Origin of the sequence: Acidovorax sp. KKS102 (assembly GCF_000302535.1) — a bacterium.
Classification (GTDB): domain Bacteria; phylum Pseudomonadota; class Gammaproteobacteria; order Burkholderiales; family Burkholderiaceae_C; genus Acidovorax.
Genome location: NC_018708.1, coordinates 4,025,269 through 4,051,379, shown reverse-complemented (window position 1 = coordinate 4,051,379; position 26,111 = coordinate 4,025,269). Strand labels below are relative to the sequence as shown.

At 67.3% G+C, this 26,111-nt stretch carries 26 protein-coding genes; 9 read left to right on the top strand and 17 right to left on the bottom strand.

The window, feature by feature from the left end; all coding sequences use genetic code 11:
* Positions 1-2 precede the first annotated feature (2 nt).
* On the bottom strand, positions 3-932 hold the full coding sequence (gene argF / locus C380_RS18615; RefSeq protein ID WP_015015389.1) for an ornithine carbamoyltransferase: 930 nt from the start codon (positions 930-932) through the stop codon (positions 3-5).
* A gap of 17 nt (positions 933-949) precedes the next feature.
* Positions 950-2,146, bottom strand: a complete 1,197-nt coding sequence (locus C380_RS18610) for an aspartate aminotransferase family protein (protein ID WP_015015388.1) — start codon at positions 2,144-2,146, stop codon at positions 950-952.
* A 241-nt stretch (positions 2,147-2,387) separates the two neighbouring features.
* Here C380_RS18610 and C380_RS18605 point away from each other — a divergent pair, with 241 nt between their 5' ends.
* A complete protein-coding gene (locus C380_RS18605; RefSeq protein ID WP_015015387.1) occupies positions 2,388-2,714 on the top strand; it encodes a DUF3579 domain-containing protein in 327 nt (108 codons plus the stop codon).
* 50 nt (positions 2,715-2,764) lie between these two features.
* Here the strand turns inward: C380_RS18605 and C380_RS18600 are convergent, their stop codons facing one another.
* Both C380_RS18600 and rpsT read right to left on the bottom strand, forming a co-directional pair.
* Complete coding sequence (locus C380_RS18600; protein WP_015015386.1) at positions 2,765-3,301, bottom strand: hypothetical protein; 537 nt, start codon at positions 3,299-3,301, stop codon at positions 2,765-2,767.
* 181 nt (positions 3,302-3,482) lie between these two features.
* Positions 3,483-3,785 (bottom strand): 30S ribosomal protein S20, encoded by a 303-nt coding sequence (gene rpsT, locus C380_RS18595; protein ID WP_015015385.1) that lies wholly within the window; start codon positions 3,783-3,785, stop codon positions 3,483-3,485.
* A 244-nt stretch (positions 3,786-4,029) separates the two neighbouring features.
* Between rpsT and murJ the strand changes: the two genes are divergently transcribed.
* Entirely contained in the window at positions 4,030-5,595 is a 1,566-nt protein-coding gene (gene murJ, locus C380_RS18590) for a murein biosynthesis integral membrane protein MurJ (protein WP_015015384.1), read from the top strand.
* A gap of 91 nt (positions 5,596-5,686) precedes the next feature.
* On the top strand, positions 5,687-6,538 hold the full coding sequence (locus C380_RS18585; RefSeq protein WP_015015383.1) for a SirB1 family protein: 852 nt from the start codon (positions 5,687-5,689) through the stop codon (positions 6,536-6,538).
* Positions 6,539-6,566: 28 nt separating this feature from the next.
* On the opposite strand, the gene C380_RS18580 is transcribed toward C380_RS18585, so the two are convergent.
* Both C380_RS18580 and C380_RS18575 read right to left on the bottom strand, forming a co-directional pair.
* A complete protein-coding gene (locus C380_RS18580) occupies positions 6,567-7,415 on the bottom strand; it encodes a hypothetical protein (protein ID WP_015015382.1) in 849 nt (282 codons plus the stop codon).
* A gap of 116 nt (positions 7,416-7,531) precedes the next feature.
* Entirely contained in the window at positions 7,532-8,572 is a 1,041-nt protein-coding gene (locus C380_RS18575) for a transporter (protein WP_043566848.1), read from the bottom strand.
* Between the two features lie 149 nt (positions 8,573-8,721).
* On the opposite strand from C380_RS18575, the gene ppk2 reads away from it, so the two are divergent.
* Complete coding sequence (gene ppk2, locus C380_RS18570) at positions 8,722-9,636, top strand: polyphosphate kinase 2 (protein WP_015015380.1); 915 nt, start codon at positions 8,722-8,724, stop codon at positions 9,634-9,636.
* Positions 9,637-9,674: 38 nt separating this feature from the next.
* On the opposite strand, the gene C380_RS18565 is transcribed toward ppk2, so the two are convergent.
* The 5 genes from C380_RS18565 to C380_RS18545 form a co-directional block, all read right to left on the bottom strand.
* Entirely contained in the window at positions 9,675-10,064 is a 390-nt protein-coding gene (locus C380_RS18565; RefSeq protein WP_015015379.1) for a response regulator, read from the bottom strand.
* Positions 10,061-10,567, bottom strand: a complete 507-nt coding sequence (locus tag C380_RS18560) for a GAF domain-containing protein (protein WP_083871683.1) — start codon at positions 10,565-10,567, stop codon at positions 10,061-10,063. The genes C380_RS18565 and C380_RS18560 overlap by 4 nt, the downstream gene beginning before the upstream one ends.
* 92 nt (positions 10,568-10,659) lie before the next feature.
* The gene (locus C380_RS18555; protein WP_015015377.1) at positions 10,660-11,655 is read right to left on the bottom strand and encodes a GlxA family transcriptional regulator; all 996 of its coding nucleotides are present in this window, start codon (positions 11,653-11,655) and stop codon (positions 10,660-10,662) included.
* 27 nt (positions 11,656-11,682) lie between these two features.
* Positions 11,683-12,297 (bottom strand): DJ-1/PfpI family protein, encoded by a 615-nt coding sequence (locus C380_RS18550; RefSeq protein WP_015015376.1) that lies wholly within the window; start codon positions 12,295-12,297, stop codon positions 11,683-11,685.
* Positions 12,294-12,854: an isochorismatase family protein gene (locus tag C380_RS18545; protein WP_015015375.1), complete on the bottom strand. Its 561-nt coding sequence runs from the start codon at positions 12,852-12,854 to the stop codon at positions 12,294-12,296. The genes C380_RS18550 and C380_RS18545 overlap by 4 nt, the downstream gene beginning before the upstream one ends.
* A 322-nt stretch (positions 12,855-13,176) precedes the next feature.
* Between C380_RS18545 and C380_RS18540 the strand changes: the two genes are divergently transcribed.
* Positions 13,177-14,286 (top strand): PHB depolymerase family esterase, encoded by a 1,110-nt coding sequence (locus C380_RS18540; RefSeq protein ID WP_015015374.1) that lies wholly within the window; start codon positions 13,177-13,179, stop codon positions 14,284-14,286.
* A 105-nt stretch (positions 14,287-14,391) separates the two neighbouring features.
* Here C380_RS18540 and C380_RS18535 read toward each other — a convergent pair whose 3' ends face one another.
* From C380_RS18535 to C380_RS18525, 3 genes are all read right to left on the bottom strand, one after another.
* On the bottom strand, positions 14,392-15,498 hold the full coding sequence (locus C380_RS18535) for an AI-2E family transporter (RefSeq protein WP_015015373.1): 1,107 nt from the start codon (positions 15,496-15,498) through the stop codon (positions 14,392-14,394).
* 36 nt (positions 15,499-15,534) lie between these two features.
* Positions 15,535-16,584 (bottom strand): phosphoribosylformylglycinamidine cyclo-ligase, encoded by a 1,050-nt coding sequence (purM, locus tag C380_RS18530; RefSeq protein WP_015015372.1) that lies wholly within the window; start codon positions 16,582-16,584, stop codon positions 15,535-15,537.
* Between the two features lie 77 nt (positions 16,585-16,661).
* Positions 16,662-17,879, bottom strand: a complete 1,218-nt coding sequence (locus C380_RS18525) for an MFS transporter (protein WP_015015371.1) — start codon at positions 17,877-17,879, stop codon at positions 16,662-16,664.
* Positions 17,880-18,147: 268 nt separating this feature from the next.
* Here C380_RS18525 and hda point away from each other — a divergent pair, with 268 nt between their 5' ends.
* From hda to folK, 4 genes are all read left to right on the top strand, one after another.
* Positions 18,148-18,846, top strand: coding sequence for a DnaA regulatory inactivator Hda (gene hda / locus C380_RS18520; RefSeq protein ID WP_015015370.1), 699 nt, complete (start codon positions 18,148-18,150; stop codon positions 18,844-18,846).
* Between the two features lie 193 nt (positions 18,847-19,039).
* Entirely contained in the window at positions 19,040-19,756 is a 717-nt protein-coding gene (locus C380_RS18515) for an HAD family hydrolase (protein ID WP_369750469.1), read from the top strand.
* A 36-nt stretch (positions 19,757-19,792) separates the two neighbouring features.
* A complete protein-coding gene (gene pcnB, locus C380_RS18510; RefSeq protein ID WP_015015368.1) occupies positions 19,793-21,391 on the top strand; it encodes a polynucleotide adenylyltransferase PcnB in 1,599 nt (532 codons plus the stop codon).
* An 8-nt stretch (positions 21,392-21,399) separates the two neighbouring features.
* Positions 21,400-21,927: a 2-amino-4-hydroxy-6-hydroxymethyldihydropteridine diphosphokinase gene (folK, locus tag C380_RS18505; protein ID WP_015015367.1), complete on the top strand. Its 528-nt coding sequence runs from the start codon at positions 21,400-21,402 to the stop codon at positions 21,925-21,927.
* 190 nt (positions 21,928-22,117) lie between these two features.
* On the opposite strand, the gene C380_RS18500 is transcribed toward folK, so the two are convergent.
* From C380_RS18500 to C380_RS18490, 3 genes are read right to left on the bottom strand one after another with little or no spacing between them, the layout of a single operon-like run.
* On the bottom strand, positions 22,118-23,098 hold the full coding sequence (locus tag C380_RS18500; protein ID WP_015015366.1) for a tripartite tricarboxylate transporter substrate binding protein: 981 nt from the start codon (positions 23,096-23,098) through the stop codon (positions 22,118-22,120).
* A 33-nt stretch (positions 23,099-23,131) separates the two neighbouring features.
* Entirely contained in the window at positions 23,132-23,857 is a 726-nt protein-coding gene (locus tag C380_RS18495; protein WP_015015365.1) for a response regulator transcription factor, read from the bottom strand.
* Positions 23,854-26,076, bottom strand: coding sequence for an ATP-binding protein (locus tag C380_RS18490; RefSeq protein WP_015015364.1), 2,223 nt, complete (start codon positions 26,074-26,076; stop codon positions 23,854-23,856). The genes C380_RS18495 and C380_RS18490 overlap by 4 nt, the downstream gene beginning before the upstream one ends.
* Between the last annotated feature and the right edge of the window lie 35 nt (positions 26,077-26,111).

Sequence of the window (26,111 nt, the reverse complement as noted above, 5' to 3'; positions counted from 1 at the left end):
TGTCAGGCCAGTTTGCCCAAGAGCAGATATTCCATCAGGGCCTTCTGGACGTGCATCCGATTCTCCGCTTCGTCCCACACCACCGACTGCGGCCCGTCGATCACGTCGGCCTCAACCTCCTCGCCCCGGTGTGCGGGCAGGCAGTGCATGAAGAGGGCGTCGGGTTGGGCGGCGGCCATCATTTCGGTGTCCACGCACCAGTCGGCAAAGGCCTTCTTGCGCGCTTCGTTCTCGGCTTCGTAGCCCATGCTGGTCCACACATCGGTGGTGACCAGATCGGCGCCCCGGCAGGCTTCCATGGGGTTGCTAAAGAATTGATAGCTGCCCGCGCTGATTCCATGGGCGCCAGCGGCCAATTTTTCGTCCACTTCGTAGCCGCGTGGCGTGCTCACATGCACCTTGAAGCCCAGCAGCGACGCCGCCTGCAGCCAGGTGTTGGCCATGTTGTTGCCATCGCCCACCCAGGCCACCGTCTTGCCCTGGATAGAGCCACGGTGCTCGATGTAGGTGAAGATGTCCGCCAGGATCTGGCAGGGGTGGTATTCGTTGGTCAGGCCGTTGATCACGGGCACGCGCGAGTTGGCGGCAAAACGCTCGATCTTGCTTTGCTCGTAGGTGCGGATCATCACCAGGTCGGTCATGCGGCTGATGACCTTGGCGCTGTCCTCGATGGGCTCGGCGCGGCCCAGCTGGCTGTCGCCCGTGGTCAGGTGCACCACACTGCCTCCGAGCTGGTACATGCCCGCCTCAAAGCTCACGCGCGTGCGGGTGCTGGCCTTCTCGAAGATCATGGCCAGCGTGCGGTCCACCAGCGGGTGGTGCTTTTCGTAGGCCTTGAACTTCTTCTTGATGAGCGCGGCGCGCTCGAACAGGTAGGCGTACTCGTCGGCGGTGAGGTCGGTGAACTGCAGGTAATGTTTCAGCGTCGTCATGGCAGTGGGACTATTCTTCATTCAGCCAGGATGGCTTTGACCAGCGGGGTCAGCTTGGCGACGATTTCGTCGGCTTCGGCGGTGGTGAGGATCAGCGGGGGCACCAGGCGGATCACGCTGTCGGCCGTGACCGACAGCAGCAGGCCTGCCTCGGCCGCGCGGCCAATCAGTGCGCCGCAGGGCTTGTTCAGCTCAATGCCCAGCATCAGGCCCTGTCCCCGGATCTCCTTCACACCGGGCAGGCTGCCCAGCTCGCGCTGCAGTGCCGCCTTGAGGTGCTCACCCACCGTGGTGGCATTTTGCAGCAGGCCGTCTTCTTCCATGATGCGAATGGTTTCGACCCCGGCGCGCATGGCCAGCGGGTTGCCGCCAAAGGTGGTGCCGTGGTTGCCGGGCTGCAGCACGTTGGCGGCTTTGGGGCCCGCCACCACCGCGCCAATCGGCACACCCGAGCCCAGGCCTTTGGCCAGCGGCATCACGTCGGGCACGATGCCGGCCCACTGGTGGGCAAACCACTTGCCGGTGCGGCCCATGCCGCACTGCACTTCGTCGATCATCATCAGCCAGCCGCGCTCATCGCACAGTTTGCGCAACTGCTGCAGGTATTCCACGCGCATGGGGTTGATGCCGCCTTCGCCCTGGATGGTCTCGAAGAACACGGCCACCACGTTGGGGTTGCCTTCGGTGGCCTTCTTGATGGCTTCGATGTCGTTGAGCGGCACGCGGATGAAGCCCTCGACCAGCGGGCCGAAGCCGCTGTAGATCTTGGGGTTGCCGGTGGCCGACATGGTGGCAATCGAGCGGCCGTGGAAGGCCTTTTCGTACACCACGATCTCGGGCTTGGCGATGCCCTTGTCCACGCCGAACTTGCGTGCAATCTTCAGGGCCGCCTCATTGGCCTCCAGGCCCGAGTTGCAGAAGAAGACGTTCTGCATGCCCGACAGCTCCACCAGCTTGGTGGCCAGCTGCTCCTGCAGGGGCGAGTGGTAGTAGTTGGAGGTGTGGATCAGCTTGGTGATCTGGTCCTGCAGCGCGGGCACCAGCTTGGCGTGGTTGTGGCCCAGCGTGTTCACGGCAATGCCGCCCAGCCCGTCCAGGTATTCCTTGCCGTTCACGTCCCACACGCGGCTGCCTTGTCCACGGGCCAGCGCGATTGGTACGCGGCCATAGGTGTTCATCACGTGGGGCGAAGCTGCCTCAATGAAAGCGGTCATGCGGAAATCTCCAGACGGTGCAGTGGCGAAAAAACGAGTCACGATTCTAGGGGGAGCAGGGCGACGGTCTGTTGACGATTGCGCATCACTGCAATGCACCTTGCTAGCCGACTTTGGCCCGCTTGGTGGAGCCTGGCATAGGGATTAGAGGGGTAGCTCTTATATAAGAGTTAGAATGTCGCGCTGCGGTGCAGCATGCAGTGATCCTGCGTCTGAACCCTCACTACCACTCCAATCCCCGATGGTTTCCCCCTCCTCCAAAGAAGTCTTCATCCAGGGCATCACCCACGACGGGAAAACCTTTCGTCCCAGCGACTGGGCCGAGCGGCTGGCCGGGGTGATGAGCAGCTTTCGCCCCGGTGGAGCCCGGCCGGGCAGCCACTTGAGCTATTCGCCCTGGTGCATTCCCACCACGCTCAATGGCGTGAAATGTGTGGTGGTGCACCGCGACCTGCAGGGGCACGAACCCATGGCCTGGGACTTCGTGATCAATTTCGCCCGCGACAACAACTTGCAGGTGGCCGAGGCCTGCCTGCTGCCCGACGTTCCACCGCTTCCAAAGCCCTGAGCGCGTGTGTACCGGAGCGCCGAAGGTAGTGGGCGCCCTCCTGGCACCCCTCAATAGCGCACGATGAGCGCAACGATGCCGAGGAACGCAGCCACCGCCGGTTCCATGCCGGGCAAGTCGATCACAAGCTCCCGTTTGAAGGTGATGGCCGACCTCTCCCGGATGCACCCCAGCGGTTGTCCTGTGGACAGGTGGGTGACCGGGAAGTTCTTTGTGAGCCAGCCGGAAGACGTCCCTACCTCCATATCAGCTGGCTGCGTCATCACGATGCGCGGCAGGCGCTGGCCAGCGCTTTGGCCCAGAACTTCTGCCTGGGCGTGGATGGATTCGTCGGCGGTTTCGAGCGTGTAGCGGATGTCGCTGACGTATCCCCGGCTCAGGTAGCAATGCCGCACCCTCCAGGCCTGGCCATGTAAGGTCATCTGAATGTCGCCCTTGGCGGCATCTTCGGCGCTGAAGACGCGCAACCGGGCATTTTTGGCCTGCGCAAACCACGCGTAGTGGAATTTACCCACCACCAGGCTTTCGGTGTCATCCAGAAACTCGTAGGCAAAACCATCCAACGCTGATTTCTGACGCAGGATCATGGGGCCTCGTGGAGTGGGGGGTATTGCCGGGCAATGTAGCCGGTTGCTCTGTGGACGCCCACAACGAAAAAACCGCCCGAAGGCGGTTTGTTCGTTTTTTTGCTGGCAGCGCACCCGTTACAAACGGCGAACGGCAGGTGCCGTTCGGGCTGTGTGCCTGCCGGGGCAGGCGATGAATTGATTAAGCGGCTGCGGGTGCCAGGGCTTTCACCTTGGCAGACAGACGGCTCTTGTCGCGAGCAGCCTTGTTCTTGTGGAAGATGCCCTTGTCAGCCACGGTGTCCACCACGGCTTGCATCTTGGCGAACAGTTCGGTCGCCTTGGTCTTGTCGCCAGCCAGAACAGCCTTTTCGACGTTCTTGACAGCGGTACGGTATTTGGAACGCAGCGAGGTGTTTGCAGCGTTGATCTTGACGTCCTGACGGACGCGCTTGCGGCCCGACGCCAGGCGCGGGTTCTTCTTCTTGGGTTTTGCGGATGCCATTGTTTAGTTCCTTGGGTCTGTGGATGATGCCAGCAAAGCCCGCGATTATAGCCCAGAGCCTTTCGTTGCGCCACTGCGGCAACACTTCACGCCCACTTCACCCACTTCCTGCTCGCCTCACACGCACCGTTCACAGTGGGTGATCCACTCCCTCGTGAAGGATCGTCCTTTGAAGATACCGTCGCCCTCTGGGGCCGCTCGGCCCGCTGCCAGTGCGCGCCTGCAAGCGCATACACTCCCGCCGGTGTCACTGTTCAAAGCCGCCTCCACCGTTTCCCTGTTGACCCTCGTCTCCCGCATCACGGGGCTGGTGCGCGAGTTGCTCATGGCCTCCGTCTTCGGGGTCAGTGCCATGACGGACGCTTTCAATGTGGCGTTCCGCATTCCCAACCTGTTCCGCCGCGTGCTGGGCGAGGGCGCCTTCAGCCAGGCTTTTGTGCCGGTGCTGGCTGCCACCCGGGCCGAGGAGGGCGACGACGGCGCCAAGGCGCTGATCGACCATGTGGGCACCTTGCTGGCCTGGACGCTGGTGCTGCTGTGCATCGCCGGTGTGCTGGGCGCGCCCTGGATGGTGTGGGCCATGGCCAGTGGCATGAAACAGTCCCCCCAGGGTTTTGATGCGGCCGTCACGATGACGCGCTGGATGTTCCCCTACATCGGCTTCATGTCGCTGGTGGCGCTGGCGGGGGGCATTCTCAATACCTGGAAGAAGTTTGCGGTGCCCGCCGCCTCGCCGGTGCTGCTCAACATCGCCCTTATCCTGTCCATCACGCTGGGCGCGCCCTTGTTTGCACGCCACGGCATTGAGCCCATCTATGCCCAGGCAGCGGGCGTGATGCTGGGCGGCCTGCTGCAACTGGGCATTCAGGTGCCTGCGCTGCTGCGCCTGGGGTTGCTGCCGCGCATTGGGGTGCGCTGGGCGGCCATCCGTGCGGCCTGGGCCGACCCCACCACCCGCAAGGTGGCGCGCCTGATGCTGCCCGCCTTGCTGGGGGTGAGCGTGGCGCAGGTTTCGCTGCTCATCAATACGCAGATTGCCTCGCACCTGGCCACTGGCAGCGTGAGCTGGATCACCTATGCCGACCGCCTGATGGAGCTGCCCACCGCCCTGTTGGGCGTGGCGTTGGGCGTGGTGCTGATGCCGCAGCTGGCCAGTGCCCGCGCCAAGCAGGATGACGAACGCTATTCGGGCATGCTCGACTGGGGGCTGCGGCTGGTGGTGGTGCTGTCGGTGCCCTGCATGGTGGCACTGCTGGTGTTTGCCAAGCCCCTGGTGGCCGTGCTCTACCACTACGGCGCCTTTGCCGACCGGGATGTGCAGCAGACCACGCTCGCGCTGGCGGGCTACGGGGTGGGCATTGTGGGCATCGTGGCCATCAAGGTGCTGGCGCCAGGCTACTTTGCCAAGCACGACATGCGTACCCCCATGCTGATTGCGGTGGCGGTGCTGGTGTTCACGCAGATGATGAACCTGGTGCTGGTGCCCTATTTGCAGCATGCCGCGCTGACGCTGTCCATCGGCGTGGGGGCGGTCATCAACGCCACGTGGCTGCTGGTGGGACTGCTGCGGCGTGGCAGCTACCGGCCCCTGCCGGGCTGGGGGCGGTTTGCCCTGCAGGTGGTGGCTGCCAGCGCCTTGCTGGCCGTGCTGCTGGCTTGGGGTGCGCAGCACTTCGACTGGGTGGAAATGAAAGCGCAGCGCCTTCAGCGCATCGGCCTGCTGGCCGCGATGATGGTGGCCGCTGCGGTGCTGTACTTTGGCGCCCTGTGGGCCGCCGGGCTGAAGCTGCGCCAGCTGCTGCGCCGCTGACCGGCAGCTGCCCGTTTGGCCTCCGAAATACCCTGCAAAGCCCGTGCTTCTGTGGCTTGACGCCATGGCAGCGGCCCCGTACAAAGCTGCCATGTCCTTGAGCCTTTCTGTGCCCACCTCGCTGGAGTACTTTGCATCGCTGGTGCAGAGCGACGACCACTTTCCCTTGCTCGAAGCGGCCGCCAGCCTTGCGCAGGATGAATACCCCGAGTTCGATGTGCAGCAACTGCTGGGCGACGTGGACCAGCTGCAGGCCCGCATCAAGCGCCGCCTGCCCGCTGATGCACCCGCGCTGCAGCGGCTGCGGACGCTCAACCAGTTCTTTTTTGCCGACCTGGGTTTTGGCGGCAACATCAACAACTACTACGACCCCGAAAACAGCTACCTGAATGCCGTGCTGCGCACGCGCCGGGGCATTCCCATCAGCCTGGCCGTGCTGTGGATGGAACTGGCCCAGGGGCTGGGCCTGCACGCGCGGGGCATTGCGTTCCCGGGGCACTTCATGGTCAAGGTGCTGCTGCCCAAGGGCCAAGTGGTGCTGGACCCGATCTCGGGTCAGTCCCTGAGCCGCGAGGAACTGGCCGAGCGGCTGGAGCCCTACAAGCGCCGCAACGGCCTGGTGGACGACTACGATGTGCCGCTGGGCCTGTACCTGCAAGCCGCCACGCCGCGCGACATCATTGCGCGCATGCTGCGCAACCTCAAGGAAGTGCACCGCACCCAGCAGGACTGGCAGCGGCTGATTGCCGTGCTGGACCGGCTGATCGTGTTGTTGCCCGAGGCCTGGGGCGAGCGGCGCGACCGGGGCCTCGCGCATGCCGAGCGCGGCAACACGGCCGAGGCCGTGGCTGACCTGGAGGCCTATCTGGCCCACAGTGAAGACGGGCTTGACCTGGACCTTATCGCCGACCGGCTGAGCGCGCTGCGCAACGCCAACGGGTGAACCCCGGCGGCCGACTCCCCAGACAGTTTTAGAACGGCGTGCTGTCTGCAGGCAGCGCCGCCTGCAGTTGCGCTACCTGGCGGCGCAGCTCGGTGTTCTCCGCCGTCAGCTCTGCCACACGCTGGCGAAGGGCGTGCAACTCGTCGGTGTTCCCTTCGGCACCGGCGGCTGTCTCAGCATGGGCTTTGTCGTCTGATGGCGCCTCCTCGCGTGGCTTGCGCTTGTTGAGTTCGCGCACCCGCTTCGCTGCCTGCTTGAGTTCGTCCTTACCGGCCACTGCGGCTGCCACCTGTTCCTCGGCGGGCAGAGTAGCCACAGCGGCTGCGGCGTTGATGGAGATGGTGCCGGACTTGACGGCGGCCACCAGCTCGGGGGCCGCCTGTTTCTGGATTTTTTCGATCATCACCACCTGGCTGCTGCTCAGCCGCGCAGCCTTGGCAATGGCCTCTCGGCTGTTCAGCGGGTCGGGGGCGGGCAGGGCGGCTGCGGCCTCGGGCACATCCGCCGTGGGGGTGGCCTCTGCAGTGTCTGTGGCAGTGGCTGCGCGCGCCTTGCGCTCGGCCATGATCTCGCGCTTGCGCAGGGCCAGCACGCCGCGCTGGAAGTCGGACACGCTGCGGCGGCCCAGGTGCTGGTCGATCATCCACAGGTGCACGTCTTCCATCGACTGAAAGCGCGGGTTCTGCACGGTCTGGAAAGGCAGGCCATGCTTCTGGCAGATGCCGTAGCGGTTGTGCCCGTCCACCAGCACATCGCCCCACAGCACCAGTGCGTCGCGGCAGCCTTCGGTGAGGATGCTGCGCTCCAGCGCGTCGTGTTCGTCGGGCGTCAGGGGTTCGATGTAGGCTTTGAGTTCTTCGTTGACGACGATGTTCATGGTGGCAGGCGGTCCGGGGAGCTGGGCAAGGGGCGGCATTGTAGTGGGGCTAGCCACCGGGCCTGTCTTGCTTGTCGGGCGATCAAACCTGCCGACTGCCGAACAGTCCCACCTACTTACTGATCGCGCGTGCCCCGCAGGGCCAGCCAGCCCGCCACCGCCGTGAAGGCCGCCACCACGGCCACGATGATCCAGAAGCCGTGGCCGTTGTCCGCCAGCGGCACGCCGCCCACATTCATGCCAAACAGGCCGGCCAGGATGTTGATGGGCAAGGCCAGCACGGTCACCACCGTCAACACAAACAGGCTGCGGCTGTTGGCCTCCTGCACGCTGGCGGCAATTTCCTCCTGCAGCAGCTTGATGCGTTCCTGCAGGCCCTGCATGTCGCGCAGCACCACCGAGAACTCTTCGGTCGAATCGCGCAGCTCCTGCGCATCGTCGGCGCCCATCCAGGCCGGAGGGTGCTGCAGCAGGCGGAACAGCGCAGCAGGCTCGGGGGCCAGCAGCCGCTGCAGCCGCACCAGCAGGCGCCGCAGCACGCCCAGCCGTGCGCGCTTGTGGTCCAGGCGGCCAGCCAGCAGCGCGTCTTCCACATCGTCGATGCGCTGGGTCACACCCCGCACGATGTCCACGAGGCCTGACGCCTGCGTGCGCATCAGTTCGGCCAACAGCGCCACGCTGGAGCACGGAGCATTGCCGCTGCGCACCGTGGTGCGCAGCGCATCCACCGACCGCAGCGGTCGTGTGCGCCCGGTCACCATCAGGTGGGGCGCCACGCTGGTCCACAGCGTGGCGATGTCCGAGGGCTCGAACGCAAAATCAAAGTGGGCGTCGTTGAGCACCGCAATCAGCGTGTCATCGTCGCGTTCGATGCGCGTGGACACCGAGCGGTCCTTGAGCGCATCAAAAAAGGCTTCCGGCAGATGGGCATGCCGCTCCATCCAGCGCACCGCCTGCGCGTGGCTCAGGTTGAAGTGCAGCCACAGAAACTGGTCCGACGGCGCAGCACCGGCCTGCAGGCTCGCCAGCCACAGCGCAGCCTGGGCCGAATCCACCTCCTGGGGTGGGGTATCGGTGCCCAGCAGATAGCCGCAGATCAGCCCGGCGGCGTCTGCGCCGTAGTTCTGGCTGGCACTGGCGGGGAAAGGGTTGGACAAAGACAGGGAGTGGTCTGCGGGCGGCACGGCCTCGCATGCTGGCCTGTGGTTGTGACAGCGTTGTGACGGATCACGCCAGTGTCACGGCGCTGTCACCGCAGCGGTCCACCATCGCGCATCTGTTTTGCACTACTGCCGGATGGTTGCCCATGTTCCACAACAACGCCCTCGACACACAGGAGCTGATGCAATGCATCGCCAACGACCTCGTTGACAGCTACGACGAAGAGATTGAGCTGGAGATCGAAGACCGCGAGGTCGATGACATCGGCGCCCCCAGCCCCGGCGACAAACTGGCGCGCCAGCAGTACTTCAAGGACCTGTTTCGCCTGCAGGGCGAGCTGGTCAAGCTGCAGGACTGGGTGCAGCACAGCCGCCAGAAGGTGGTGATCCTGTTCGAGGGGCGCGATGCCGCAGGCAAGGGCGGTGTCATCAAGCGCATCACGCAGCGCCTGAACCCCCGTGTGGCCCGCGTGGCCGCGCTGCCCGCGCCCAACGACCGCGAGCGCACGCAGTGGTACTTCCAGCGCTATGTGGCGCATCTGCCTGCGGCGGGCGAGATGGTGCTGTTTGACCGCAGCTGGTACAACCGTGCGGGCGTCGAAAGGGTGATGGGCTTTTGCACCGACGACGAATACGAGGAGTTCTTCCGCACCGTGCCCGAGTTTGAAAAGATGCTGGTGCGTTCGGGCATCACGCTGGTCAAATACTGGTTCTCCATCACCGATGAAGAGCAGCACCTGCGTTTCCTCGGCCGCATCCACGACCCGCTCAAGCAGTGGAAGCTCAGCCCCATGGACCTGGAAAGCCGCGTGCGCTGGGAGGCCTACACCAAGGCCAAGGAGACCATGCTGGAGCGCACCCACATCCCCGAAGCACCCTGGTGGGTGGTGCAGGCGGTGGACAAGAAAAAGGCGCGCCTGAACTGCATTGCGCACCTGCTGTCACAGCTGCCGTACCAGGAGGTGCCACACCCGCCCGTGGTGCTGCCCGACCGCGTGCGCAACCCCGAATACCTGCGCCAGCCCGTGCCTGCCAGCATGTACGTGCCAGAGATCTATTGAGATGGAGGCACCCGGCGGGCTGCGCGGTGGGGGCGCGGCTATCTGTCCTTCAGCAGGCCAATGGTGGCGATCACGTCCCGCACCTTGAAGGGCTTGATCAGCACCCGCCGCACCTGCAAGGCCTTCATCTTCACGGCGGTGGACGCATCCACCTGCGTGGTGGTCACCGCCACCGGCACATCGGCGCTGACAGCCAGGGTGTCGTTGCGCACCTGCTCCAGCAGGGCGACAGCCTCTTGCTCCTGCTCGTCCAGCGAGACGATCACGCCCGCATAGCTCTGATGGCTCAGCCGCTGCTGGGCCATGCGCACGCTGTTCACCTGCCGCACCACGGGCAGGTTCAGCTGGCGGGCCGTGGCCACGATGATGCTGCCGGTCAGCGAACTGGGTTCGACCAGCAGGATGTCCTGGGGGCTGCGGTCGCTCATGGGGCGGGTGCTCCCTGTTCGCGCCGCACCAGCTCTTCCACCGCCAGATCGCGCAGCGAGCCCAGGATGGCCAGATCGATGTCGTCCAGGGTGCGTGGTTTGTTATCGATCAGGCACAGCGTGCCCACGTTCTGCCCGCCGGGCAGCTTGAGCGGGGCGCCGGCATAGAACTGGATGTGGGGATCGCCCGTCACCAGCGGGTTGTCGATGAAGCGCTCGTCCTGGTTCACATCGGGCACCACCATGATGTCGTCCTGCAGGATGGCGTGGCCGCAGAACGAGATGCCCCGCGAGGTCTCGCACTGGTCCATGCCCACGCGGGACTTGAACCACTGGCGGTCGTCGTCGATGAGCGAGAGCAGCGCCGTGGGCACGTCGAACTCCTGCGCGGCGAAGGCTGTCAGGCGGTCAAACCGCTCCTCGGGGGGCGTGTCCAGAATCAGCAGCTGGCGCAGGGCCTGCAGGCGATCGGGCTCGTTGGCGGGGCGGGGTGGTTCTTGCATGGTGGCGACCCGGCGGGTGGTGCGGCAAAGGGCTTGATTATGGGCGGGTGCCGTGTCGCGTGCATCGCGCGGCATCACGCAGGACGGGCCCCTCAGTGGCTGCGCGCATTGCCCTGTGATGGCGTGCCGCCGCGCCCGAACTGGTGCCAGGCCCGGCGCAGCTGCGTGTCGGAGCTGAACCCCGCCATCAGCGCCGCCTGCGTCACGTTCTGGCCGGACCGCAGCGCGGCCTCGGCCGTGGCCAGGCGGATGCGGCGCAGGTATTGCAGCGGTGCGATGCCCGCATGTTCCAGAAACAGCCGCGTCAGATGCCGGGGTGAGGTGTGGGCCACCTCGGCCATCTGCGGCACGCTCCAGTCGGCCTGGGGTTGTTGCCCCACGGCGTCCTGCACGCGGTGCAGGGCCGGGTGCAGGTGGTTGCGGTGGTGCAGAAAGGGCGAAAACTCCGGGTCGTTGGGCCCCCGGCGCAGCGCCACCACCATGGCCTGTGCCACCTGGGCTGCCAGCGCGGGGCCGCAGGTGTCCGAGATGCGGTGCAGCAGCAGGTCGATGCCCGTGGTCACGCCCGCGCTGCTGTACACCGCGCCATCGGCCACAAACACGCGGTTGGCCACCACGTCGCAGCGCGGGTCCACGGCGGCCAGCTCTTCCAGGTGCTGGTGGTGCGTGGTGGCGCGGCGCCCCGTCAGCAGGCCGGCGTGGGCGGCCAGCACCGAGCCCGCGCACACGGTGATCAGCTCCAGCTGCCCTGCCACAGGGCGCAGCCCGCGCAGCCAGTGCAGCAGTTCGCGGGCCTCGTCACCGTCCACCGCGATGTGCTGCCCTGCCAGGCCCACCAGCACCACCCAGGCGGGGCTGGGCAGGGTGGCGGGCAGTGGCTCCAGCCGGGTGAGCACGGCGCCGACCGACGAGACAGACTCGGGCGTGGGGCTCACAAAGTGTTGCACAAACCGCTCGGGCTGGCCTTGCTTGGCCAGGGTCTGGTTGGCGATGCGCAGCGCCTCGGCGGGGCCCGCCCAGTCCAGCACCAGGCTGCCCGGCAGCAGGGCGAAATAGACGTGGATGGGGGAGGGGACCGGGTTCGGCATTGATGGCGTTGAGTGGCTAAAAGCGTGTCATGGATGAGGGTTCCAGGGCGTGTCCATCTGGCGGGCCGTGCGCTCGGCCAGCGCCGCGCCCAGCAGTCGGGTGACCAGGTGCAGGCTCATGTCGATGCCCGCGCTGATGCCAGCGGACGTGACCAGCGCGCCCCGGTCCACCCAGCGCAGATTCTCCAACACGTCGAGCGCGGGGTACTGCGTGCGCAGGTCGGCAATGTCCTCCCAGTGCGTGGTCGCCGGGCCTTCGGTCAGCACCCCGGCTGCGGCCAGGATGAAGGCCCCCGTGCACACCGAGGCCGTGATCTGCGCGGCCCCAGCCGCCTGGGCCACCCAGGCGCGGGTGGCGGGGCAGGCGGCAGCGGCATCGACCACGCCGCCGGGCACGATCAGCACATCGGGTGCGGCGGCGCTGGCAAAGTCCGCATCGGGCAACACGCGCAGGCCCGCGCGGGCGCGCACCGGGGCCATGCTGCGGGCCACACACTGCATCACGAACGGTGCGACGGCCTCCGGGTGTTGCCGCTGGTGCATGCGGCTGGCGGTGGTGAAGACCTCATAGGGCCCGCCCAGGTCCAGGGCCTCCACGTCATCGAACACCAGGATGGCGACCTGCAACGATTGAGCGCTCATGCGGCCGCCCGGTCCAGCGCCTGCTGCACGGTGCACAGCGTGGCAAAGCGGCCCTGCAGCACGGTGGCGGTGCGGATCTTGATGTCGGCGGCTGCCAGCACCTGGCCGTCGGGCTGGACCATGTCCCAGGTCAGGGTGGCGTCGGTCACGTAGTCCACGTCCCAGCCCAGGTCGGACGCGTGGCGCGTGGTGGTTTCGCAGCACTGTTCGGTGCGGATGCCGCTGATGATCAGGCGCTGAATGCCATGGCGCGTGAGCCACACATCCAGCCCCGTACCCACCAGCGCGCTGTGGCGCGACTTGGTGAAGGTGGCCGCCGCCTCGAAAGGCGCCAGGCCATCGAGCGCACGCACCTGGCCGGAGGCCTGCGAGAACGGGTTCTCGGCCACTTCGGGGCCGTCGCTGTGGAACACGCGCAGCACCGGGATGCCCTGGGCGACGCAACCGGCGATCAGCGCGTTCTGCGCCTGCAGGTAGGCGGGCAGGTCGCGTTCGGTGAAGAAGGGGCGGTGGCGGAAGGATTCCTGGACATCAATCACTATCAGACAGGTTTTCATGGAAGGCTCGCAGAGGCAGTGGTTGGGATGCGCTTATCTTCCGTGCGCAGCGAGCCGACGTCCGAACCGCCGAGGACAGGATTCGATCAATTTCAGCCATCAGCATTTTGCTGGCGAAGTGGCCTGGCTGTCGCCGCTTGCCGGGTGGGGTGGCCTGGGTTGCCGCTGGAGGGTGGTTTGAAGAAAAAGCAGCCTCAAGCGCTAGTGAATCATGCCCTGATAGCTATAAAAAACGTAGCAATTCGCCAGGGATGGCAAGAAGCTGTTAAGGTGCCTAGGGTTTTCCCTGTGTTTTGAACATCGCCCGCACGCCCTCCTGCCTATGCCCCGCCGCTCCCGCCTGTTTTCCCTGTCGTCCCTGGCACGGGCCTACCAGCGCAATCTCAAGGCCTTTGCACGTGCGGCAGGGGCGGCCAGCAAGCCCGTGCGGGTCAAAGCGGTGTCAAAGCTGCGCGCTGCACCGCGCAAAAGTACGGTGGCCCCAGTGCCGCCTATCGCCCGTACGCCGCGCGCGGCCACCAAGCCGGTGCCGCTGCGGGGCGAGTGGATCTCTGGCGTGGCCCCGGGCCCGGCAGGGGCGCGGCGGTTCCATGCCTACGTGCCCACCGGGCTGGCCGTGCGCCCGGACGAAAAGCTGCCGCTGCTGGTCATGCTGCACGGCTGCGGCCAAACGGCGCGGGACATTGCCGCCGTCTCTCGCATGAACCGGCTGGCGGCGCGACATCGATTTGTGGTGCTGTACCCCGAGCAAGAGCGCGTGGCCAACGCCCAGGGTTGCTGGAACTGGTTTGAACGCCGCAACGGCCGTGCCGAGGCCGAAGCCGCCACGCTGCTGGCTGCAGTGGACAAGGTGGCGCGCCGCCTGCCGGTGGACCTGGCGCGGGTGGCGGTGGCCGGGCTGTCGGCCGGCGCCAGCATGGCGGTGCTGATGGCGGCGCTGTTCCCCCACCGGTTCTGCGCCGTGGCCATGCATTCGGGCGTGGCGCCCGGCACGGCCGAATCGGCCGCCACCGCCCTGGTGGCCATGCATGGCCGCCGCGAAGCCCATTTGCCCGACCTTCTTGCGTCTACCGCTGCAGCCTCCCCGGTGCTACCCGTCGGCGCCCCTGCGGTCTTGCCTCCGCTGCTGATCGTGCACGGCGATGCCGATGGCGTGGTGTCGGTGCGCAACGCGGCAGTCACCGCGCAGCTGTGGGCTGGTGCATTGGGCGCGCGGGCGGGGGCTGTGCGTACCTTGCAGCGGGGCCAGCGCTACCCCATGCGGGTGACCGAGTTCAAGGCCCGGGGCCGCACCGTGGTGGCGCTGCGCGAGGTGGTCGGGCTGGCGCATGCCTGGAGTGGCGGCGCTGCCCAGCGGCCCTACAGCGACCCGGCCGGGCCGGATGCGTCAGCGCTCATCTGGGCCTTTGTGGCCCGGCAATTCGGAAAATAAGCAAGAAAATGGCCGCAAGCGCTAGTGCGTATTGCGCTAGCTGCTATCAAAAAATGACTGATACAGCCTAGGGCTGCCTCCTGGGCACGGTGAGCAACCCCGGGGTCACACCAGCCGTGCGGCCACCAGTTCCTTCTTGAGGTAGGCGTAGAACAGCGGCGCCGCCACCAGCCCCGCAGGGCCAAACACGGCCTCGGCCACGAACATCACACTCAGAAGCTCCCACACGCCCATCTGGGTGCGGCGGCCCACCACCTTGGCGTTGATCACGTATTCGGCCTTGTGGATCAGGATCAAAAAACCCAGGCAGGCGGCGGCTGCGAGCGGTGACACCGACAGCCCCACGATGGTGATCACCACGTTGCACACCAGATTGCCCACGATGGGCACCAGCCCGGCCACGAAGGTGAAGGTGATCAGCACCGGCGTGTAGGGCAGTTGCAGCCCCCAGATGGGCAGCACAAACAGCAGGAACAGGGCGGTGAGCAGGGTGTTGAACGCCGCGATCCAGAACTGCGCCGCCACGATCTGGCGGAACGCCTCGCCAAACAGCGTGATGCGCAGCTTGAGCTGCTGGGCCAGCGGGCCGCGCGCCAGCACCGGCGGGCGCACGGCGGCGAGCGCGCCGATGAGCAGGCCCACATAGGCAAACAGCACCCCGGCGAGCCAGGCCCGCCCCGCCATGGCCAGCGCACCGGCCTTGGCGCCCAGATAGCTGGCAATGATGCGCTGGATGTCGGCCACACCCTCGGGCAGGTGGGCGGCCATGTCGGCGGGGAGCTTCAGGCGCAGCTCCAGCACCGTGCGGGCCATGTAGGTGAGCAGTTCCTGGTACTGCTGCGGTGCACTGACCAGGTAGCCGCGCGAATGGGTCAGGCCCAGCGCCAGCAGGGCCAGCGGTAGCAGCATTACCAGGCCTGCAGCGGTGACCTGCGCCACGCGCAGGTGGGTGGCGGACGGTGTGGTCTGGCGCTGAATGCGGCCCAGCCCTGCGGCAAACCAGCCCGTGAGCGCACGGGTGAGCAAAAAGCCCAGGCACACGCACAGCAGCCCGGGCAGCAGGCCACGCCACATCACCAGCAGCAGCACAGCGGCCACCAGCAGGTAGCTGGCCACCACGATGCCCTGGTTCAGGGCGCGCGGCGGCAGGGTGGTGGGCGTGGGCTCAGTCTGCGCTGAGGGGGCGGGGGCTGGAGCGGGGCGCTGCGCCATGCGCGGTGAGGGGCAGTGTTCCAGGCTGGGTGTGTGTCAGGCCACCACCACGGCGGCGCCTTCGCCACGTGCTGCAATCGTGCCGATCGCGTAGACCTGCTCGCCGGCCGCACGCAGCGTGGCGGCCGTGGCTTCGGCGTTGGCCGCATCCACCACCACCACCATGCCGATGCCGTTGTTGAAGGTGCGGTTCATCTCGATGTCGTCGATGCCCGCCGTCTTCTGCAGCCAGGCGAACAGCTCGGTCTGGGGCCAGCTGCCCTTCTTCAGGTGCGCGGCAGTGCCGTCGGGCAGCACGCGGGGGATGTTCTCCAGCAAACCACCGCCGGTGATGTGGGCCAGGGCCTTGATGGGGTGAGCGGCCAGCGCGGCCAGCACGTTCTTCACGTACAGGCGGGTGGGCTCCATGATGGCCTGCTTGAAAGGCTTGCCGTCCAACGTGGCGGGCACGGTGCCAGCGGCTTCGGCACGGTCAATGCACTTGCGCACCAGCGAAAAACCATTGGAGTGCACACCGGCCGAGGCCAAGCCCAGCACCACGTCGCCGGGCTTCACGTCCTTGCCGGTCAGGATCTTGGACTTTTCGACCGCGCCTACGGCAAAGCCGGCCAGGTCGTACTCGCCCGCAGGGTACATGCCGGGCATTTCAGCGGTTTCGCCGCCGATCAGCGCGCAACCGGAGAGTTCGCAGCCCTTGGCAATGCCGCCGACCACGGCGGCGGCCGTGTCCACGTCCAGCTTGCCGCAGGCAAAGTAGTCCAGGAAGAACAGTGGCTCGGCGCCCTGCACCAGCACATCGTTCACGCTCATGGCCACCAGGTCGATGCCCACGGTGTCGTGCATGTTCCATTCAAACGCCAGCTTGAGCTTGGTGCCCACGCCATCGGTGCCGGAGACCAGCACGGGCTCCTTGTAGCGCTTGGGCACTTCAAACAGTGCGCCAAAGCCGCCGATGCCCGCCAGCACGCCTTCGCGCATGGTCTTCTTGGCCAGCGGCCTGATGCGCTCGACCAGGGCGTCGCCCGCGTCGATGTCAACGCCGGCGTCTTTGTAGGAGATGGGGGTGGAGGGGGCAGAAGAGCTCATGGATGGTGTGGTGCTGGTAGGCCCGCCGGGCGGGCTGGAATCTAGGGATTTTAAGGGGCACGCCTCGGCGCTCTCACTCAGCCCTGTGTGGCAGGGGGCTTTGGCGTGCGGCCGTGCCGGGCAGATTGCACCAGCACACCGACCAGCGCCAGCGTGGCAAACAGCATTCCGGCGCCAAACGTGGCGCTGGCGCCCAGCCGGTCCCACAGCAGGCCCGCCAGGCCGCTGGCCACCAACAGCGCCACGCCGCTGACCAGGTTGAACATGCCAAACGCCGTGCCCCGCAGGTCGGCCGGTGCGGTGTCGGCCACCATGGTGGCCAGCAGCCCCTGTGTCATGGCCATGTGCAGGCCCCACAGCGCAATGCCCAGCCAGGCGGCGGCGCCCCGGTCGCTGAAGGCCAGCAGCGCATCGGCCGCGATCAGCACCACCAGCCCCCAGGCCAGCAGCGTGGTGTGGCGGGTGCTGTCTGCCAGCTTGCCCAGGGGGTAGGCGCCCAGCGCAAACACCACGTTCATCAGCACCAGCACCAGGGGCGTCCAGGCCAGGGGCAGGCCGCCCTGCTGTACGCGCAGCACCAGAAACGCCTCGCTGAAGCGGGCCAGCGTGAACACGGCGCCCAGCGCCACCACCCACCAGTAGGCGCCACCCAGGCGGCGCAGGTTCTCGCGGCGGATGGGGTTGGTGCGCATGGCGCTGGCGGCGCGCTCGGGCTCTTGCACGCCCACCAGCAGCAGGGCCACACACAGGGCCGCCGGAATCACCGCCACCCAGAACACGGCGCGGAAGTCATTGGCCCACAGCAGCATCAGCCCCATGGCCAGCAGCGGGCCCAAAAAGGCGCCCGCGGTGTCCAGCGACTGCCGCAGCCCGAACGCCGCGCCCCGCATGCCGGGCGGCGCCAGGTCGGCCACCAGTGCATCGCGCGGCGCGCCGCGGATGCCCTTGCCCACGCGGTCGATGAGGCGCGCGGTGACCACCCAGCCCACGGTGGGCGCGATGGCAAACAGCGGCTTGGACAGCGCCCCGAGTCCGTAGCCCAGCACCGCCAGCGGCTTGCGCCGCCCCCACCAGTCGCTCAGTACGCCCGAGAACACCTTGAGCACTAGCGCCGTGGCCTCGGCCGCGCCCTCGATGAGGCCCACAGCCAGCATGCTGACCCCCAGCGAGGCGACCAGGAACACGGGCAGCAGGCTGTGGATCATCTCGGAAGACACGTCCATCAGCAGACTGACAAAGCCCAGTGCCCAGATGCTCGCGGGCAGGCGCTTTGCGGGGGATGCGGGAGGTGTCATGGTGCAAGGCAGGCGAGGGTGGGGCCGAGCGGCGGCTCAGGGGGCTGGCAGCAGACTAAAATCGCGGCCATTGTCGCCCAGCCCCTGCCAGGGAGCCGGTCGGTGACCACGCGCCGTACGCCACTTTGTCGCCGCGCCTGGCCGGAGTCATCGACGGCCCGGTGCCTTCCCACCCACTTGTGATGCCGCTGCTGACCCTCTTCCTGACCGCCGCTTCCGCACCTTCTGCCACGGTTCAGCCTGCGCTGTGCGGGTGCCGCGCATGACGATGAAGCAACTGGCGCTGGACATCGGCCTGGCCACCGGGCCGACCCTGGAGCGGTTTTTTGCCGGGCCCAACGAGGCCGCGCTGCAGCACCTGCGCCTGGCCGCCGGGGCGGGCAGCAGCGAAACCACGCGGTCGCCGGTGCCCACCTACCTGTGGGGCGAGCCGGGCAGCGGCAAGACCCATTTGCTGCAGGCCGTGCGCCAGGCCCTGCGAGAGCAGGGCTCCAGCGTGGGCTGGCTGGACCCCACGGTGGGCGAGCCGCCAGACTTTGACGAGCGCTGGGCCGCCGTTGTCATGGACGACGTGCATCTGTACGACACCGCCCAGCAGGCCACGGCCTTCAACTGGTTCGTCAACGCCATCAGTCCCGCCAGCGGCAGCCAGCGCTGGGTGCTGGCGGCGGGCGACCTGCCCCCCGCCGACCTGCCGCTGCGCGACGACCTGCGCAGCCGTCTGGGCTGGGGCCATGTGTTCCAGCTGCAACTGCTGGGCGAGGCCGAGCGCCGCGCCGTGCTGCGCCAGGAGGCCGACGCGCGCGGCGTGTTCCTGGGCGACGAAGTCATGGACTACATGCTCAACCGCTTTTCGCGCGACCTGGGCAGCCTGATGCAGTTGCTGGACCAGCTCGACGCGTTTGCCCTGCGCACCCAGCGCGCCATCACGATTCCGCTGCTCAAGACGATGCTCGAATCGGAATGAAAAATGAGGGACAACCCCCTGAGCGGCTGCGCCGCTTCCCCCTTCTCTCGCTGTGCTGCGCACTGCGGGAAGGGGGCCGCCGCCAGCGCAGCGCCGCATGCGCGGCTTGGCTGCCCTTGCGCGGCGGCCGCTGGCTTTGGGTAGCGACAGTTTTTGCAACCGCTCGCGCAGCGCAACTTATTGAATGACTGAAATGCAAAGAAGCCGCCTTCGCTTGGCGCTGTTCGACCTGGACCACACGCTGCTGCCGCTCGATTCTGACTACGAGTGGGGTGAGTTCACCATCCGCATCGGCTGGAACGACCCGGTGGAGTTCGCGCGCCGCAACGACGAGTTCTATGCCCACTACCAGGCTGGCACGCTCGACGTGCACGACTACGTGCGCTTTGCCACCGAGGCCGTGCGCCTGCGCGGGCCCGAGGCCGCAGCAGCGGCGCACCAGCAGTTCATGCGCGAGGTCATCACCCCCGCCATCAAGCCCCAGGCGCTCGACCTGATACGCCAGCACCAGGCGGCGGGTGACGAGGTGCTGATCGTCACCGCCACCAACGAGTTCGTGACCACGCCCATCGCCCAGGCCCTGGGCGTGCCGCAGCTCCTGGCCGTGCAACTGGTGCGTGATGCCAGCGGCTGGTACACCGGCGAGATCGACGGCATCCCGACCATGCGCGAAGGCAAGGTGCGCCGCATGGAACAATGGCTGGCCGAGCGGCAGCTCAGCTGGGCCGACGTGGAGAGCACGTTCTACAGCGATTCCATGAACGACGTGCCCCTGCTGGAGAAGGTGAACCACCCGGTCGCCACCAACCCCGACCCGCGCCTGCGCGCCCTGGCCCAGGAGCGCGGCTGGCGCATACTGGACCTGTTCTTGGCACCCTCCGCCGAGCCCGCCAGCCAGACGGCCTCCTGACCCCTGCGCGCGCAGCCCCCTGATATCTCCCTACCCATGATCAAGAAGTTCATCGACAAACTGCTGGGCAAATCGACGCCCGGTACTTCGGGCGGCAAGCCCCATTTCGGCAAGCGCGAAGAGGTGCCTGCCAGCGTGCATGGCATCAACCCCGAACTGGTGGACCGCCGCGCGGCCGAGGTCGTGCAGACGCTCAAGGACGCGGGCTTCGAGGCCTACATCGTGGGTGGGGCCGTGCGCGACCTGCTGCTGGGCCTGCGCCCCAAGGACTTTGACGTGGCCACCAATGCCACGCCCGAGCAGGTCAAGGGCCTGTTCCGCCGCGCCTTCATCATCGGCAAGCGCTTTCGCATCGTGCATGTGGTGCATGGCCGGGGCCGCGAGCACGAGGTGATTGAGGTCTCCACCTTCCGCGCCTACCTTGACAACAGCGCCGCAGGCCAGGTCAGCGGCAACGAAAAAACCTCCAAGGCGCAGCTTGCGGGCATGCAGCACGCCGTGGACGCCAGCGGCCGCGTGCTGCGCGACAACGTCTGGGGCCCGCAGGACGAAGACGCCACGCGCCGCGACTTCACCGTCAACGCCATGTACTACGACCCGGTGAGCCAGATCGTGGTGGACTACCACAAGGGCATCCAGGACGCGAAGAAGAAGACGCTGCGCATGATTGGCGACCCCGCCACGCGCTACCGCGAAGACCCGGTGCGCATCATCCGCGCCGTGCGTTTTGCCGCCAAGCTCAGCCCGCTGGGCTTCACCATCGACGCCAAGTCGGCCGCCCCCCTGGTGCAGTCGCAGGCCCTGTTGGCCGAGGTGCCCCAAAGCCGCATGTTTGACGAAATGCTCAAGCTGCTGCAAACCGGCCACGCCATCGCCACCATCGAGCAGCTCAAGAAGCTGGGCATGGCCAAGGGCATCTACCCGCTGCTGGACGTGGCCGTGGAGCGCGCTGACACACCGTTTGTGAAAGCCGCCCTGGTGGACACCGACCGCCGCGTGAACGAAGGCAAGCCCGTGGCCCCCAGCTTCTTGCTGGCCTGCGTGCTGTGGGAAGACGTGCGCAACGGTTGGCAGGAGCGCCTGAACCAGCGCCAGCACCCGTTGCCCGCATTGCAAGAGGCCATCGACGAAGTGTTCGACAAGCGCATCGGCGACGTGTCGGGCCGGGGCAAGCTGGCCGCCGACATGCGCGAGATCTGGGTCATGCAGCCGCGCTTTGAAAAGCGCGTGGGCAACACGCCGTTCGGCATGGTCATGCAGCCGCGTTTCCGGGCCGGGTTCGACTTCATGCGCCTGCGTGCCGATGTGGGCGAGGTAGAGGAAGCGCTGGCCGAGTGGTGGCAGGATTTCCAGGCGGCCGACGACGAGCGCCGCGACGACCTGATGGACCAGGCCAAGGAAGAACAGCGGGCCCGCCAGAAGGCGCAGCAGCCAGTCGTCAAGCGCGTGCCTCGCAATGCACCCGTGGCGGCCCAGCGTGCTGCGAGCCCTGCAGGGGATGCGGAGGTGTCGGAAGAGGGCACGGAGTTTGCCACCGAAGGCAGCGCCCCCAAAAAGCGCCGCCGCCGTCGCCGCAAACCCGGTGGTGGGGCGGGCGGTGGTCAAGGCGCTGCGCCTGCCGCTGCAGGCGAGTGAGTGATTCAGTGAGTCTGCGGGACGTGGGCGCACAGCCCACCCTGGTCTACGTCGGCCTGGGCGCCAACCTGGGCGAGCGCGAAGCCGCCCTGCGCAAGGCCCTGGCTACCCTGGGCCAATACCCAGGCACCCGCGTGCTGCGGGTGTCGCCGCTCTATGGCAGCGCACCCGTGGATGCCGGTGGGCCTGACTACCTGAACGCCGTGGCCGAAGTGGCCACCACCCTCACCCCCGAGGCCCTGCTGCAGGCGCTGCAGGCCATCGAACAGTCCGCCGGGCGCGAGCGCCCCTACCGCAATGCACCCCGCACGCTGGACCTGGACATCCTGTGGTTTGGCGACCAGGTGATCGACACCCCCACCCTCACCGTGCCCCACCCCCGCATGGCCGAACGCGCGTTTGTACTGCGTCCTTTGGCCGATCTGGTGCCGGAGCGCCTGGCAGCGGAAGCCCTGCAGGCGGTGACCACGCAGAGCATCTACCCGCTGGCCGACGGGCGCTGGGCCGAGGGTGTGGTGGGTGGTGCTTGCTCCTGAATCAGGAGCTACTTGCGCTTGATGGACGGGCGCAAGAGGCCAAAAAAGCTTAAAAACCTGCTTGCCCTGCGCCGGGCTTACCCATACCGGGTGATGCGGGTGATGCCCCACACCAGCGCCACCGTGGAACCGGATCCGCCGGGCCACGGATCGCGTCTCCCTGGTTGGAAGACGCGCAGCAGCTCAGGGGTCAATCCACCTTCGCGCCCGACGCCTTCACCACCTGCTGGTACTTGGCGCGTTCGCTGGCCATGAAGCTGTCGAACTGCTGCGGCGTGGTGGCCACGGGTTCGGCCAGCAGGGCGGCAAAACGGGTCTTGGTCTCGGGCGCATTCAGTGCCGCCACAAAGGCCTTGTTCAGCTTGTCGATGATGGGCTTGGGGGTGGCCGCAGGCGCCACCAGGCCCCACCAGGTGTCGATGGAGAAGCCCTTGAAAGTCGCGGACAGCGGCGGAACGCCCGGCAGCGATGCCGAGGCGTCGAGCGAGGTCACGGCCAGGGCCTTCAGCTTGCCCGCGCGGATATTGGGTGCAGCGGCGGCCAGGTTGTCGATGTTGAATTCCACCTCGCCCGCCAGCAGCGCCAGCTGGGCCGGGTTGGCGCCCCGGTAGGGGATGTGCAGGGCATAAATGCCAGCGCGCTGCTTGAACATTTCGCCCGCCAGGTGGCCCGCGCTGCCGTTACCGCCGCTGCCGTAGTTGAGCTTGGCGGGGTTGGCCTTGGCGTAGGCGATCAGGTCGGCCACGGTGTGGATCTTGAGTTGCTCAGCCTTGGCGGCGTTCATGACCAGCACGTTGGGCACACGCACCATCTGCGTGATGCCCGCAAAGTCCTTGCCCGCGTCATACGGCATGCGCGCATACAGCCAGGGGTTGACTGCATGGGTGGCGGTGGCGGCGATGCCGATGGTCAGGCCATCGGGTGCGGCCTTGGCAATGGCGTCGGCGCCGATGTTGCCGCCCGCACCGCCCTTGTTGTCGATGATCACTGTGCCCAGCGAATCGCGCACGCGCTCGGCCAGCGCGCGGGCCGTCACGTCGATGGGGCCGCCGGGGGCATACGGCACGATCAGGCGGATGGGCTGGCCCGTGTCCTGCGCCGAAGCGATGGAGGGAGAAAACACCGTTGCGGCGGCAACGGCGCTGGCGAGGAGGATGTTTCTGCGGTTCATGGGTGCCATTGTGCAAAAAATTCGTAAGAAAGCTTATGAATCCCTGAGGGGGTGATGGTCAGGCGAGGACGTTTGTGCCATATGAGGCGCGCTGAGGGCCACGCCCAGGTCTTCCACCAGCATGCCCAGCTCGTGCGACGAACGGATGTCCAGCTTCAGGAAGATGGCGGACCGGTGCGTGTCCACGGTGCGCGGGTCGATGGGGCGCTCCGGGTCACGCTGCGCCAGTGCGCGGGCCACTTCCTTGCTGCTGAGGCCGGTGCCCAGCAGTTGGGCCACCTCTTGCTGGCGTGGGCTCAGGGCGTTCCAGCGCTCGCGCAGTTGCTGCTGCCGTTGCGCCTGCCGTGCCTGCGCTTGCGACAGCGCGGAGGCTTTCTCCACAGCGGCCAGCAAGGTGGCTTCGTTGCAGGGCTTTTCGAGCCAGTCCACCGCCCCTTGCTTGACGGCTGCGACGGCGGAGGACAGCTCGCCATGGGCCGACAGGAACACGGTCTTGAGCGCGCTGTGGCGCTGGCCGAGTTCGTGGAATACCTGCAGCCCGCTCAGGCCCTCCATGCGCAGGTCCAGCAGCACGCAGCCGGGGTGGTCCAGCGCTGCCTCTGCCAGGAAGGACTCGCCGCCGCCAAAAGTGTGCACCGTGTACCCGCGCGCCAACAGCAGGGCCGCCAGCGATTGGCGCACACCTTCGTCGTCGTCCACGATGTAGACCACGGTGTCATCGGGCGGCTCGGCGGCGGTGGGGAGGGTGTCGTGGGTCATGGTGCGTCGGCATTCCCAGGGGTTCTCAGGGGGGACTCAGGTGCGTTGGCGAGCGGCAGGCGGATTTCAAAAATGGCGCCACCGCCCTCGCGGTTGCGGGCCTGCAGCTGGCCGCCCATGCTCTCAATGATGGAGCGGCAGATGTTGAGGCCCAGGCCCAGCCCGTCGGAACGGGTGGTGAAAAAAGGCTCGAACAGGCGCTCGGCGATGCCGGGCGGCAGGCCCGGGCCCCGGTCGAGCACCTGCACCAGCGCGTGGCCCGGGTCTGCGGCCAAACGCAGCCGCAGTTCGTGCCCTTCGGGCGGGGGCTCGTGCGTCTGCATGGCCTGCAGGGCGTTCAGGCCCAGGTTGATCACCACCTGTTCGAGCAGCACGCGGTCGGCATGCACCTGCAAAGGGGCTGCGGCCTGCTCGACGCGCACCGCAATCCCCTGGCGCCGGGCCTCGGCGCGCAGCAGCAGCTCCAGCGACTGCTCCACGATGGCCGACAGGTCGCAGGGCTCGCGGCTTTCAGGGTGCTGGCGCACCCAGCGGCGGATGCGGCCCACGATGTCGGCTGCCCGGAGCGCCTGGGCCGACAGGGCTTCGAGGCTGTCGTTCAGTGGCCCGGTCTTGCCCTGGGCGGCCAGCGCGCGTGCAGCCGCCGCGTAGTTGACCAGGGCTGCCAGCGGCTGGTTCAGTTCGTGCGCCAGGGTGGAGGCCATCTCGCCCACCGTGATCACGCGCTGCACCCGCTGCAGCTGGGTTTCGCGCTGCTGCTGCTGTTCCTCGGCCCGCTTTTGCGCGGTGATGTTGACCACCGAGCTCATCCAGCCGATGTGCTGGCCGCTGCCGTCGATGAGGCGCGTGGTGTAGAACATGGTGTAAACGTCCGACCCGTCGCGGTGCCGCAGGCGGTTCTCCCGCCCATGGGGAAACGCGTTGCCGGCCAGTACGGTGTCGCTGTCGTTCCAGTGCCGGTCGAGGTCGTCGGGGTGCCAGTAGGGGTAGGGCGGCAGCTGGCCGATGAGTTCGTCAGCCCGGTAGCCCACCATGTCGCACATGGCGGCGTTGACGTAGACGATGCGGCCTTCGAGGTCGCGCGCGCGCATGCCCACCAGCAGTGAGTCTTCCATGGACTGGCGGAACGCCTGGGCCTGCTGCAGCGCGTGGGTGCGTTCCTGCACGCGCTGCTCCAGTTCGATGCGGGCCAGTCGGGTCTCTGCCAGCCGCCGCTCGCGCAGTCGCCAGTAGAGCGCGCCCAGCACCAGCAGCCCCGAGGCCAGCGTGGCCAGCGCCCAGGCTTGCTGCCGTGCCAACGCCACCACGCGGCTGTCGGCGGTGACGGTGAGGGTCCAGCCCAGGTCAGGCAGTTTTTCCTCAAAGGCCAGATACCGCTTGCCGCCAGGGCCGTCCAGGCGCAGTTCGGCGCCGGGCGAGTCGTCCTGGGGGCGCAGGGTCCAGGGCACGGTGCGTGGTGCCCAGCCCGTGCCGTACTGTTCGTTGTGCTGCAGCTGCTGTACCAGCGGCGCGGGCAGGGGGCGGCTGGTGCGGTAGAGCCAGTCGGGCACGGAGCCCAGAAACACAATGCCCTGCTCGTCCGTCACGAACACTGGGTCACGCAACTGGGCCCAGGGGTCTGAGATGGGCTCCATGCGCACCTTGACCGCTACCACGCCGATCACCCGGCCCGCTTCGACCACCGGGGCGGAGACAAACAGGCCGGGCTCGCCCGTGGTTTTGCCCACGCCATAAAAGCGACCCGTCTGGCCTGCCAGGGCGTCGCGAAAGTAAGGGCGATTGCCGTAGTTCTGGTGCACAAAGCTGTTGGGGGTATCCCAGTTGCTGGACGCGAGCGTGAGGCCCTGCGGGTCCATCACGTACAACATGTCAGAGCCCGCGTGCTGGTTCACCGCCTGCAGGTAGGCGTTGGCGGCGTCCCGCACGGCCTGTGATGCGGGCCGCTGCAGTAGCCGCCGCACCAGCGGGTGCTGCGCGGCCGTGAAGGGCAGGTAGTTGTACCGCGTGGCCACGCCGCGCAGCGCCAGGGCTTGTACCTCGCCCAAGCGGCGAAGGTTGTCCCACTGGGCATCGCGTTCGCTTTGCTCGGCCCATTCGCCTGCGCCCCACACCAGCAGCGCTGCCAGGCACAGCAGCGTGGCAATGAAGCCGGCGCGCCGGGCCTGGGGCCAGCGCTGCTGCGCGCCCTGCGGGGTGGGCTGGGCGGGCGCTGGGCGCACGGTCAGTGGGGCGGCTGGTGCCGTGGGGGGGGGCC